A 12,625-nucleotide genomic window follows, 5' to 3' on the forward strand; every position below is an offset into this window, starting at 1 on the left:
CGCCGCAGGTATTGGTCAGCCCATTGGGCGTGGCCACCACAAGTCCTGCCGGCAACGTGTCAGTAAAAGCTACTCCGGTCTCGGCCACTGCATTGGCCGGCGGATTGGTAATGGTAAATGTCAGTGACGTGGTGCCGTTCAACGGAATCGCCGCTGCTCCAAACGCCTTGGCAATCGAAGGTGGCCCTACCACGTTAATGCTGGCTGAAGCTGTCCCGCCCACACCCCCTTCATTCGAATTGACGTTGCCCGTGGTGTTGTTCTGCGTGCCCGCCGCTATGCCGGTCACATTCACCGCGAAGGTGCACGAGGTGCTTTGCGCCAGAGTTGCACCCGTCAGGCTGATGACGTTGGTAGCTTGCGTGGCGGTAATTGTTCCACCACCGCAAGAGCCCGTCAGACCGTTGGGCGTAGAGACCACCAGCCCCGCCGGTAACGTGTCGCTGAAGCTGATGCCGGTCAGCGTGGTCGTGGTGTTGTTGTTCTGAATGGTGAAGGTCAACGAAGTCACGCCGTTCAGCGGAATCGAGGCCGCACCGAACGCCTTGATGATCACCGGCGGTGATGTAACCGTGATCGTGGCATTCGACGTATTACCCGTGCCGCCTTCGGTTGAAGTCACCTGTACGCTGTTGTTCTTCACCCCAGCCGTTGTGCTGGTTATGTCTACGGATACCGTGCAGGAAGCGCTGGACGCAAGCGTGCCAGCCGACAAACTTACGGATGTCGCCCCCGCAACCGCAGTCGTAGTGCCACCGCAGGTGCTGTTCGCGTTCGGCGGATTGGCAAGGATCAAGCCAGCGGGCAGGTTGTCCGTAAACGCAATCCCAGTCAGGGCCACGGTCGCGTTGGGGTTCTGAATGGTAAAGGTCAAAGTAGTCAAACCACCGATGGGTTGCAGCGGTGCGCTAAAGACCTTGCTGATCGTCGGCGGCGCGACCACCGTCAGGCTAGCTGAAGCCGTCCCGCCACTACCGCCGTTGGTAGAACTAACCGGACCTGTGGTGTTGAGGTACTGGCCGGCTGTTGTTCCAGTTATGTTCACGACCACGGTGCAGGAGGTGTTCACTGCTATAGTCCCGCCCGTCAGACTGATGCTGGTGGATCCAGCTACTGCGGTTGCTGCGCCGCCGCAGGTGCTGGTTAGCCCGTTCGGCGTCGCTACTACCAGGCCGACCGGCAAGGTATCCGTAAAGGCAACACCGGTCTCGGCAACCGTATTGGCTGCTGGATTGGTAATGGTGAAGGTCAGCGAAGTCGTCCCGTTTAGCGGAATCGTGGCCGCGCCGAAAGCCTTGGAAATCGAAGGCGACGCTACTACGGTCAGGACCGCGGTGTTGCTGGTGGCGCCCGTTCCGCCTTCGGTCGAAGTAATTGCGCCTGTAGTGTTGCTGTTGCTCCCTGCAATTGTCCCTGTCACGTCCACCGAGAAGGTGCACGATGATCCGGCCGCCGGTGACGCGGTCAGCGTCCCACCGGAGAGGGTGATGGTGCTGCTTCCCGCTACCGCCGTGATCGTGCCAGCACCGCAGGAGCCGGTTATGTTGGGTGTCGCCGCCACTACCACGCCCGCAGGCAAGTTGTCGGTGAAGGCTACCCCGCTCAGCGCGCTGGCGGTGTTGGGGTTGGTGATGGTAAAGCTCAAGGTGCTGTTGGTGTTCAACGCAACGCTGGTGGGATTGAAGGCCTTGCTGATGGTCGGAGGGCCTACCACTGTGATGTTTGCGATCGAGGTGTTGCCGGTCCCGCCATTGGTGGAGGTGGCGGTGACGCTGTTGCTCTTCACGCCTGCGGTTGTTCCCTGAACCGTTACTGAGACGGTGCACGAAGAGACCGGAGCAACGCTGGCGCCGCTCAAGCTGACAGTCGAGGACCCATCGACCGCAGTCACTGTTCCGCCAGCGCAGTTGGTAGTTGGATTACCAGGTGTGGCCACAACCAGGCCTGCCGGCAGATTGTCGGTAAACGCGACACCGGTCAGCGTCAGGTTCTGGTTGCTGTTGCTGTCAATGGTGAACGTCAGGCTGGTGGTACCGTTCAGCGGAATCGAGGCGGCGCCGAAAGCCTTGACGATATGCGGCGGATTGATGACCGTGAGGCTCGCGGAAGCGGTGTTGCCGTTGCCGGCATTGGCGGAATCAATGGTGACGCTGTTGTTGTAGACGTTGTCGGGAGAGGCCTGCACGTTCACATTGATGGTGCACGTGCCAATCGGCAAAGCCGGATTGGCAAAGCTGATCGTGCCCGTGCCCGCGGTTGCGGTCACCGTGCCTCCGCAGGCGTTGACGACGCTCGGTGTGGTGGCAACCACCATGCCGGCCGGCAGAGTATCGGTGAAGCTGGAGTCAATTGCGATTACGTTAGCGTTGGTGATGCTGAAGGTAATGGTGCTGGCAGCATTCACCGCGACCGGGTTCGGGCCAAAGCTCTTGGTGATGGAGGGCGGCTGCAGAATGATGATGCCGACATTGGCCAAGCCTCCGCTTGACGCGCCCAGACCCCCCGCAGCCGTGTAGGTAAAAGTTGTTGCTGTGGGTGTAGCGAGGATTGGGAATGTACCGTTATAGCCACCGATGCCGACACCGGAAATAACGACCGTCTCGCCTAGGCCTGCCGTGAAATTGTGCGCACCAACGGTGGTGATGGTAACTGTTGTACCCACCTCAGTGGCGGTCGCAATGAGATTGGAGTTGGCCGAGACGACCGCCTGGTCCACGGTCGCATGGGCCGAGCCGCGTCCTGATACACCACCCGCATTGAAGGTCGCCGTGGCCGTGGGCACAGGGTTGGCCAGTGTTTCCGGCTGGGCCTGAGGAATGGTTCCCAAAACGGGAGCGTCAAAGGTGATGGGTAAGCCAACGATCACATTCAGATTGCCGGCCAGGGCGGCACCGTTGCCGTGATTGTCCTTGCTCATGTCTCCAGTCAGCGTCGAGCTCTGATTAATACGAATGATTGCTGCAGTCGCGTTATGAGTCAGGACGATGAATGGATCGATCGTAGCTGTAGTCGTGGTGTTGTTTACCGTGCTCGCCGCCGCGTTGGTGCCCCACCAGTTGTTGGTTGCAGTGACGGTACCGTTAATGTTATTGAGGTTGCTTCCTAAGAGCGCAGTGTTGCCCGCCAAGCGGCTGAAACTCATATTCAGAGTCCCAAAGCCGGCGCTGAGATTGCCTACCGAAATTCCTCCGCCATTGCCGTTCGGGGCATGGTTAGTGGTGATAGTGATTTTGCTAAGTGTGACCGAGTCGGGGTTCTTCGTATTCAGAAAGAGCCCGCCGCCGTCTTTCTGGTTCACGAGGTTACCGATGCCGCCCGTGTTGCCGCTGATAATGGTGCCTTGGTCGATCAGCAGATTCGCGGCAGCCCAGATTCCGCCGCCCGATCCGTTGGCCTGATTGCCGGAGATGGTGCTCGAGTGAATAATCGTTTGCCTGGAGCCGGACACGTTGGAAAAAATATTAAGACCACCACCCTGACCCACGCCGATGGGCACGCTATTGTTGATGACCTGGGTGTTGGTCATTAACATACGCGAAGGAAAGGACACCCATATCCCGCCACCGACGGAGCCGCCGCCGACACTATCTGCTCCCTTGTTGCCCTGAATGATGCTGTTGGTGATGGTCGCGAGCCCGTTGCCAGGAACGGTGAAATTGAAGTTGGCCAGTCCGGCGCCGTTTCCCTGGGTGGTGTCGCAATTCTGTAGCGTGACGTTGGTCAGCGTAAGGTTGGCCGCCCCGCTTGAGCCGGTGTCAAACTCCATGCAGCCACCGTCACCATCGTTGCCATGCGTGCCGCGATTGTGCCCGTTTTGGAGGGTGAGATTGGAGAGGCTGGCGCTGGCGTTCGTAATTGGACAGGCTCCTGTTCCGAGGTCCTCATTGACATTCATTACCATGTCAACGCCATTGGCCGGTCCTGGATTGTAGCTGGCTGTTCCTGCCTGAATGATGGTGGAGTTCTGCCCGGCGCCCGTGATATTCATCGTGCGGTCCACCGACAGAGCGCCAAAACTACCGGTGCAGTCATTGGCGACTTTGGCAATGGTGAGCGTATAGGTCCCAGCCTGCAAACTGATGTTGTCGCCGTTGGCTTTGATAACGGCCTCGCGTAACGTACAGTCGCCAGATCCATCAACGCCGCCGGTGTTGAGACAGGTTACGCCCGTGCCTCTAGGCGCTATGTCATCAAAGCGATTGGGAAAGAACGTGGGATCGGGAGTGGGCATCATGGCCGAAGGCGCCATCTGGTCCTTGTGTAGTGAAATCACTCCGGGACGTCCATCCACATTGACGCGCATAGGAATCGCGGCAACCGGAGACGTAGCGGTATACGGCCGGCTCAGACGCACACCTTGCGGGAATGTACCCGGCGGCAAGGTATTGTCTTCTATGGAATGGAAATCATGAGCGATGACGTTCATCTGCCCTGTGCTGGAATCCAGCACCGTCAAATCATCAGCGCCATAGTTGGTAATGTGGGTGCGCATGAGAACGGGCGCCACACCGGAATTGCCCAATGAGGCCACAGCCGGCATGTTCTCAATCACCTTCCAGGTGTCAGGCCTGTAAGTCTTCTGTTGCTCCACATAGGGGTCAGGCTCTCCGTTCAGCAATCTCTGCCTGCGGGCCCTGACTTCTTCCAGGCTCCATGGGGTCGCGTCAAAGCCGTTGCGCGCAACAATATTCAAGCTGCCATCAGAGGCGAGTAGCGCCATCTGCGAGCGGTTGTCGCGATCAAAAATGAATGAGCCCAGGGCAATTGCAACCGGAGAGAACGGCAACGGCACTGGTTCCAGGCCCTGCGTGAGATTTCCCGCCGGCGTCAAATTTCTGCCGTGGAGAATAAAGAGATTGCCGCCGGAAACAACGGCCACGTCTGCGATCGCATCTCCATCCAGATTGCCGACTGCCAGGGCAGTTGCCGGAGCCTGCAGCGGATATGCACCAATGAGATATAAGCCGCTGGCGGAAGTGCTGTATACCAGCAATGCCGGTCCCTGCGGCCGTTCAATGGCCACAATGATCTGGCTGGAATTCTGATGTGGATCAAGTTCTGCCGTGGCCAGGCTGGTCACGATTCCTGGCAGCGTAAACACCGGATACGGCGTGAAATTTCCATGCCCGTCATTGGCCAGAATGTAAAGCGCGCTGCTGCCTTTCGTGGCAGCTACGATGTCGAGATGGTCGCCTCCAGTGAAATCGCCGGTAGCAAGGAAGTCGGGCCGCTGCGGCAATTCAAAAAGCCGCGCGTTCGGCAAAAAGGGTGAAGGAAAGCGGCTCTCTCCAATGGCACGAAACGATTCCTCGCTCTGTGGCGCGAAGGCATCCAGGTTGCCGCGATACACGGCGACAGCTCCGCCTCCGGCAGTTGCATAACCGACCGCCAGACCTTCGATTCCATCCTCCTCATAAAAGCGCCCCTTCGCCAGGGTTAGCGGCTGCACCTGGCTGGCAGCAAAAGCTTGGGCGGCGCGCGTGGGCGCACCTATGGCGGGAGAGTCAGCGGTCACCGCCAGAGGCTGGGGATCCTGGAGCCAAATTTTCTGATTGCCCTGAGCGTAGAGGTGCGAGCCGACAGAGACGGGAAATCCAGCCAGAATTAGCGCGCAAAGGATGAATGTAAAGACGAAGACGGGGGAACTCACCCGCGCCCAAGTAGGACGATTGGAGCGGTGTAAATATTTCAAAGGATCAATCTCCCTGCAAAATGCATTTCAGTAGAAAGTAGTGCGTGTGACCTGGTATGACTTTGTTGCGGGCCCCTGATTCTTCCAGAAATCCCAATCGCCAGAGGGATCATGAATTTAATAAAACTGGCGTGAGACTGCTTTCTCCCGGTATCAATGCAAGGGGCCGAAACTCTGGTTAACTTTGTAGTTAATCCTGGGGGGAGCCAGAGGTGATTATTGCTGCAATGTACTAATGTGCTTGGTTCTGCTTTGTTACTCTGCCCTTGCCTCATGGATTTGTCAAGAAAATTTCGAGATTTTTACACATTCTTCCCAATGCCGGAAAATTTTCATATTGAAACAAAACACAATAAGAGTTACAGTTAGTAGGTTCACTCCCCCCGTATTCCAAACTTGGAGAATAGATGACCCTTTCCAGACGACAATTCGTTGGAATGGGAGGGCTTGTTGTCGCGTCAGCCATTGCGCCGCTCGAAGCGGCCAACAAGGCCCTCGCGACCGGGATCCCTTCCTTTAACGCAGCACAAGAAATTCCTCTGCAGTACATGAGCGCTGACACTTTTCGTCCTCACATCGGTACCAGGTTCCAGGTGCATGCCTCACCAAGACCAGTATTTCTTACCCTTATCGCAGTCGATGACGAGACCAAAGTAGCAACTCCCGTCAGAGGTCTTCACGTGGGAATGCAAAATCTGGGTCGAAATCCGTCTGCATCAACAACGCAAACGGAGACGTATGCCCTTCGCTTTCGGGGACAACCAGGTACTGCGCTGAGCCAAGGCACATACGTTTTCGAGGGCGGGGTGGGCAAGATTGCACTGTTTATCGTTCCCGCAGGTCCGCCGAGACGTGGTATGCGTGTACCAACGTACACGGCGATCATTTGCCATGTGCCGCGGTGAGAGTGGGAATTTGATCAGACTGGAACGGAAGTGGCCTGCCCGCTTCCGCTCCGTCAGCCCTTCCACTCCATTAGGAAGTGAAATCCTTTTTCTTCAGCTTTGCGGAACCCCAGGCGCTCGAATAGACGCAATGAAGGATTAAAGTTCTCAACGTAAATCTTCACGGGCTTGCCGGCCTGGGTGGCTTCGCGAATAATCCCGTTTAAAACATACGATCCGATTCCTGCGTTGCGACTTTGCGGGAGCACAGTGATATCGGCAATGTGGAAAGCTTCAGGCAATCTGGCCAGGAAGATGCGGCCAACGGGTTTTTCATCCTGACAAATAATATCGTGGGTTGCACCGGGAAACTGTGTGTCATAGTGACGCTTCTGCGCCTCAAACTGCATGCGGACGAAAGCCTCTTTCTGGGCTTCATTCCAAGGGACTAAAGACAACTCCTGCTCGCGCGTGCTGGTATATACCTGCAAAAGAAAAGGTTCGTCGTCGGCTTGCACGGGACGCAACGTAATCTTTTGCGGATCGCTCACCGGCTCTCCGGTTTGCGGAACCGGTTGAAGACCACCTCATACTGCATGCCTTCCTGGTCAACGCCAATGGGCACGATAAAAAGATCGAGGGAGCCGATCTTTTCGTGTTCCAGCCGGTAAATCTGCTGTTGCAGACGCTGCGTATGCGGACCACGAAAATACAACGAGAATTGTTCCTGTTGCGGTGCAGTGCTGCGCTCGTTGACTTCGGTCAGACGCAACGTTAATGGTTCCGAGTTTGGCAGTAATATTTTGAATTCTGAATTCAGATGTTCGGAAAAAATCTTGCTGCTTAGATTGTCCGTCATTGAGGGCCGCCTGTAAGTATGATGAAAATCAATTTCGGTTTCCGCAGTTTACCCGGGATTCAACTGCATGCGGTAGTACATTTCATCTTCGCCGAACCTGGAGAAGCCCAGGCGCTGGTAAAGATTAACCGCCCGGTTCCCTTTTAACACCTGAAGCCGCAGCGGCACGCCTGCCTGCCGGGATTCGATGATGAGTGCGGTGAGCAGCTCGGTGCCAATTCCGCAGCTCTGATGTTCCGGCAACAAAGAAATATCTATAAGATGAAATTCCTGTGGGCCGCGAAGTACGATCATTCGTCCGATGGGCTGCTCCTCTCGGAGAACAACCTGGTACTCGGCCCCGGCGTAGGCGGCTTCATACCAGCGGGTCTGCGCCATAAACTGCATGCGCAGGAATGCTTCTTGCTGGGGCTTATCCCATCCCCACTTGGAGACCTCTTCCTGGCGAGTGCTGGCGTAGACGCCATAAACAAAATTATCGTCCCCGGGCTGCTGCGGACGCAGGTGTACATTCATAGAATTCTTTGGCTTTCATTGTAACTTTTGGGGGGCCCGGATACAGTGGATCAGTTTTGAGAACGCGTTTCGAGACGAAATCCCTACCTGTAACTTACTAAATTGCCGTATCTTTGTTAAATTCCTGTAAATACGCATCTTAAGATAGGCATGGGGGAAGTTCAAATTATTTTATTTAAGCCTTTGATTTACAGCAGGCACAAGCTTAGCATTATGCACGGCAACTTGAGTGGGTGATATTGAGAATCATCCTCCATAACTTTGGCATCTATAAGTCCTGGCTGTATCGGCAAATCTAACGGGCGCAAATATTTCGTACATTCTGCAACGGAATCACGGAAGAATCATCTTATTTAAAGCGGACGCAACGAGGATACATGCCTATGTCACCTACCGTCATCACGCCGCCCACCAGCACCACGAGAACAAAGTCGCGTTCCGAAAAATCGGCCCCGAACCAGCGCCAAGAGATGGCCCGGGTGCGCGCTTTGACAGATCGTCTCTTCCGCCGGGTGCGCCCTGAAGCTTACTTCGACAGGCCTATCCCTGAGCGGCACCGGATTCTTTTCTACATGGGACATCTGGAAGCCTTCGACTGGAACCTCATAGGAAAAAACGGCCTCGGGTCCAACCCCATCAGTGAAGAGTTAGACAATCTGTTTGCCTTCGGGATTGATCCGCCGGTCGGCCAGCTTCCCCAGGACCAGCCCAGCGACTGGCCATCCGTCGATCATGCCCGCCAGTACGTAGAAGCGGTGCGCAAGAAACTCGACAGCGCGATGGAAGCAGCGCCCGCAGAGATGATTGATATGGCGCTCGAACACCGCCTCATGCACGCCGAAACATTTACCTACATCCTGCACAACCTACCCTACACCCGCAAAATCTTAGAGAACGAGAGCATTGCCGGCAGCGGTCCGTCTTTAAATCAAAAAAGCCCACAACTGCAAATGATGGAAGTCAGCGCGGGAACCGTAACCCTGGGCATGAAGCACGAAGATGGCTTTGGCTGGGACAACGAGTTTGAGCAACACACGCGGGATGTATCCGCGTTTGCCATGAGCAAGCACAAAATCACCAACGGCCAGTACCTGGAGTTCGTAAAAGCCGGCGGCGAGCCGCCGCATTACTGGCTTTGTCGTAACGATCAATGGTCCTATCGCGGCATGAATGCCGAAGTACCGCTCCCGCTGGACTGGCCGGTTTATGTCACGCAGTCGCAGGCCGAGGCCTACGCGCAATGGACCAGAAAATCCCTGCCCACAGAAGAACAGTTCCATCGCGCCGCTTTTGGAATGCGGGAAGGCGAGCAAGTTTTTCCCTGGGGAAACGAACCAGCCGGTGCCCATTTTGGGAACTTCAGCTTCCATAACGCTGATTTGGTTTCCGTTACCGCAACCCCAGCGGGAGACAGTGCATTCGGAATCTCGCAACTTATCGGTAACGGATGGGAGTGGACACGAAGCTTGTTCAAGCCATTTCCCGGTTTCGCAGCATCCCCGTCGTATCCGGGGTATTCAGCAAACTTCTTTGATAATGATCATTTTGTTTTGAAGGGCGCGTCGTGCGCAACCGACACCCGCCTGATTCGGCCAAGCTTTCGCAATTGGTTTCGCCGGGATTATCCCTATGCCTACACAACTTTCCGAGTCGTGGAAAACTAAGATGCCAGCAACCTTACTGACACCCCGAGTAGTAACAACCGAAGCCCCGTGCCTAAAAACTGCCAACGTAATTGAGCAGTTTGCCACCGATGTTCGCGAAGGACTGCGCAAATTTCCCAAAAAGCTCTCGGCAAAGTATTTCTACGATGAGATTGGCAGCGCGCTCTTCGACGTAATTACGCTGCTACCCGAATACGGACTCACCCGCGCCGATGAGCGCCTGTTGCGCCGCAATGCCGAGACGCTCGCGCTGCGCCTGACCCCCGACCTCATCGTGGCTGAACTGGGCAGCGGAAGCGGGCGCAAGACCAAGCCAATTCTGCGAGCCATCAGCGAGCTGCAAGGTCCGCTTACTTACTACGCCATTGACGGCTCCTTGACTGCCCTAGAGCGCTGCAGCCATGAGCTTGCCGGAGTGCCAGGGGCGCAAGTTCGCACCCTGCAGTGTTTCTATGAAGAGGGCTTAGAGCGGATTGCCGAATACCGTTCCCGCGGGGAGCGCCTGCTGGTGCTCTTTCTGGGAAGCAGCATTGGCAACTTCGAGCGCGACGAGGCGGCTGCTTTTCTGGCGCAGGTCCGAAGCCACCTTCAGCCCGGAGACGCACTGCTGCTGGGCGCTGATCTGGTGAAACCAGTGCCCCAGTTGCTCGAAGCTTATGACGATCCGCCGGGAGTCACTGCCGCGTTTAACTTGAACCTTCTGGCCCGAATCAATCGCGAGCTGGGAGCGGACTTCGATCTCAGCAACTTCAGTCATGAGGCGCGCTGGTGCGCAAGCGAGCGGCGAATCGAAATGCATCTGTGCTCGCTGGCAAGCCAGGTCGTCACCATCCCAGGCGCAGACTGCCGCGTTTCCTTCGAGCAAGGCGAGACCATATGGACCGAGTCATCGCACAAGTTCATGCCAGATGAACTGTCGCAGATGGCAGTGCACGCCGGTTTCATTTGTGAAGCGCAGTGGATTGATGAAGAGTGGCCCTTCGCTGAGAATTTGTGGGTAGTCGAGTAGATGATCTAGCAATCAGCGCTCAGCCAAAAACAAAAAACTCGCCGCAGACCTGTCCCGGCTTGCCGTGGATGAACGCAGATCAACGCTGATTCAGGAAACGGCAGTCGCTATCGACATTCATTCAAAGGCTAATATGTAGCGCCTATTGCTATAATCGCCGATCGTTCTACATGCGGCACGGGAGTAGGGTAATGAGCAGCACAAGAATCCACTGGGGACGAATTTTGCTCGGCGGGCTGCTCGCGGAACTGGCTCTCATTCTCGCGATTGTTCCTCTCGGCTTGCGTCTTGGCGAGAATTTCCTGCATTACACTGCTTCCCCCCGGATCCTTCGTCATGTGCTTTCTGGGAGCGCTCTGGGTGGGTCGACGGATCGAATCCCGTTTCATTCTGCATGGGACGTTGGTGGGAGTGGTCGCGGCGCTGATCTATGTCGTCTTGACGCGCGCAGCCCGAACCCTTCGCATACATTGTGGCCCACGCGCTGAAACTCGTGGGCGGTGCATGCGGCGGCTTCGTCGCCCAGCGGCGTCGATCACCGTCTCCGGCGCAAACCGTTCACGATTGATTCACTGCCTCATCATGAATTTGTCATGGCGCAGCAGAAGGCGCGATATCCGGCATCGTGATTCGCCAGCGATGATTGTGCTGGTCGATCGTAAGGCTGAGCCGATTCAACACGCGCGCCAGGTCAACGAAACCGAGCCAGTCGCGCTAGACGCCCAGCGTAAAGACGTGTACCAGGGCACGACTTTAGTCGTGCCGCTAAGCTGTTGAAAATGAACAATTCCACTCTGTCCGGGATGAGCCCCTGAGGGCTCACCCAAAGTGATGAAATGCAGCGGTTTTTCGACGTTGCCTGTTTTCAATAACTTACGCTGACATTTCGACCGTGCCGAAGGCAGGCGCGCATCCCGCAGAGGTTGCGGAAAAACTCTGTTTTCTTGTCATTCCGACGCGTAGCGGAGGAATCCCTTTTGTGCCGAAACTTTCTGCTCTGCGTTCGTCAGAGGCACACTCTTTCTCGGTGCGGCGATGGATGTACGAACTACCGTGGAAGAGCACGGCTTTCAGCCGTGCGTTTAGTTTCTTTATGATTAGTCCTGGGCTTCAGCCCCTGAGGTTTGTCCTTTCGTCAGTTCGCGAAGCCATTTTTTGAAACAAGCTCTCGCCAAGCCCAGAGTATCCAAACGAGTCTTATCCGGTTAGACTGGTCAGTCTATTAGCGTGTTCGACGGACGCTAGCGAGTTGGCGGGGTGCGAGTGACGGAGAGCGATATTCGCAGAATCGAAGAGACTCTCGGAGTCGTATTGCCGAGTGACTACAGGCAATTCCTATTGTCAGATGCGGACGAGGCGCAACGTATTGTCAGAGAGCTACCGTTCCGCGCGCCCTTGTGGGTCAACGCTGACGAGATTATTTGCGAGAACCAACTGGCGCGCGAGACGTCGGATGTCATGACGATCGGGGAGAGCGAAGCCGACGAGATCCCGTGGCCTGACCGATACGTCGTGGTCGGGACGAATGGCGGCGGGGATTACTGGTTTGTTCATGCTGATGGCGGCGAGCGCGGGCTCTGGTTCTGGCAGCACGAGAGTCACAGCGTCACCCAAAACAACCCGACGTTCCGGGAGTACATGGAGGAGATCCGACGCGATGTCGAGGATCCTGAGAGGCGCCGAACGTACGGGGGATGAGACGTTGTCTCACGGCCCGGGTAGCCCACCCTTTCGCGCATTTTGGGAGTGTAAAGGATGTCCCGAGACGTTTTGTAAAGGATGTCATGAGACTGGACAACGTGGCGCATTTCGCGAAGGGTGGGGGGTCGTCTTGGCAGTGGAAAATCCACGGCGCATTAATATAAAGTTCTGACCATGCCCTGGGGACTGAAACGCTTCCGGCAATCCCGCCGCTTCATTTCATCACCTTCAGTTGCTATCACCGAAAGGTCAGCCTCCAAAGTTGCCAGAATTTCCTACAGGGCGCAGTCGGTAACGCCA

General features: G+C 56.1%; 9 protein-coding genes. 5 read left to right on the forward strand and 4 right to left on the reverse strand.

Annotated features, from left to right (window positions below):
• Positions 1–5,692: hypothetical protein (locus tag VK738_09380; protein ID HTD22852.1), on the reverse strand; the 5,692-nt coding region annotated here is incomplete at its 3' end.
• Positions 5,693–6,099: 407 nt separating this feature from the next.
• Between VK738_09380 and VK738_09385 the strand changes: the two genes are divergently transcribed.
• Complete coding sequence (locus tag VK738_09385) at positions 6,100–6,597, forward strand: hypothetical protein (protein HTD22853.1); 498 nt, start codon at positions 6,100–6,102, stop codon at positions 6,595–6,597.
• Positions 6,598–6,650: 53 nt separating this feature from the next.
• On the opposite strand, the gene VK738_09390 is transcribed toward VK738_09385, so the two are convergent.
• The 3 genes from VK738_09390 to VK738_09400 all read right to left on the reverse strand — a co-directional run bounded on the left by VK738_09390 (position 6,651) and on the right by VK738_09400 (position 7,951).
• Positions 6,651–7,127, reverse strand: coding sequence for a GNAT family N-acetyltransferase (locus VK738_09390; protein ID HTD22854.1), 477 nt, complete (start codon positions 7,125–7,127; stop codon positions 6,651–6,653).
• Positions 7,124–7,348 (reverse strand): hypothetical protein, encoded by a 225-nt coding sequence (locus VK738_09395; protein HTD22855.1) that lies wholly within the window; start codon positions 7,346–7,348, stop codon positions 7,124–7,126. The genes VK738_09390 and VK738_09395 overlap by 4 nt, the downstream gene beginning before the upstream one ends.
• 135 nt (positions 7,349–7,483) lie before the next feature.
• Positions 7,484–7,951: a GNAT family N-acetyltransferase gene (locus tag VK738_09400; protein ID HTD22856.1), complete on the reverse strand. Its 468-nt coding sequence runs from the start codon at positions 7,949–7,951 to the stop codon at positions 7,484–7,486.
• Between the two features lie 383 nt (positions 7,952–8,334).
• Between VK738_09400 and VK738_09405 the strand changes: the two genes are divergently transcribed.
• The 4 genes from VK738_09405 (at position 8,335) to VK738_09420 (ending at position 12,322) form a co-directional block, all read left to right on the forward strand.
• The gene (locus VK738_09405; protein HTD22857.1) at positions 8,335–9,615 is read left to right on the forward strand and encodes an SUMF1/EgtB/PvdO family nonheme iron enzyme; all 1,281 of its coding nucleotides are present in this window, start codon (positions 8,335–8,337) and stop codon (positions 9,613–9,615) included.
• Position 9,616: 1 nt separating this feature from the next.
• Positions 9,617–10,624 (forward strand): L-histidine N(alpha)-methyltransferase, encoded by a 1,008-nt coding sequence (egtD, locus tag VK738_09410; protein HTD22858.1) that lies wholly within the window; start codon positions 9,617–9,619, stop codon positions 10,622–10,624.
• A gap of 582 nt (positions 10,625–11,206) precedes the next feature.
• Complete coding sequence (locus VK738_09415; GenBank protein HTD22859.1) at positions 11,207–11,401, forward strand: hypothetical protein; 195 nt, start codon at positions 11,207–11,209, stop codon at positions 11,399–11,401.
• Positions 11,402–11,887: 486 nt separating this feature from the next.
• Entirely contained in the window at positions 11,888–12,322 is a 435-nt protein-coding gene (locus tag VK738_09420) for an SMI1/KNR4 family protein (protein HTD22860.1), read from the forward strand.
• The last annotated feature ends 303 nt before the right edge of the window (positions 12,323–12,625 follow it).

The sequence above is a fragment of the Terriglobales bacterium genome (assembly GCA_035487355.1).
Lineage (GTDB): Bacteria > Acidobacteriota > Terriglobia > Terriglobales > Acidobacteriaceae > QIAW01.

Excerpts from the sequence above, each read along its gene's own strand:
- VK738_09385 (HTD22853.1), top strand. The coding sequence starts at position 6,100 with ATGACCCTTTCCAGACGACAATTCGTTGGAATGGGAGGGCTTGTTGTC.
- VK738_09400 (HTD22856.1), bottom strand. The coding sequence starts at position 7,951 with ATGAATGTACACCTGCGTCCGCAGCAGCCCGGGGACGATAATTTTGTT.
- VK738_09405 (HTD22857.1), top strand. The coding sequence starts at position 8,335 with ATGTCACCTACCGTCATCACGCCGCCCACCAGCACCACGAGAACAAAG.
- egtD (HTD22858.1), top strand. The coding sequence starts at position 9,617 with ATGCCAGCAACCTTACTGACACCCCGAGTAGTAACAACCGAAGCCCCG.
- VK738_09415 (HTD22859.1), top strand. The coding sequence starts at position 11,207 with ATGAATTTGTCATGGCGCAGCAGAAGGCGCGATATCCGGCATCGTGAT.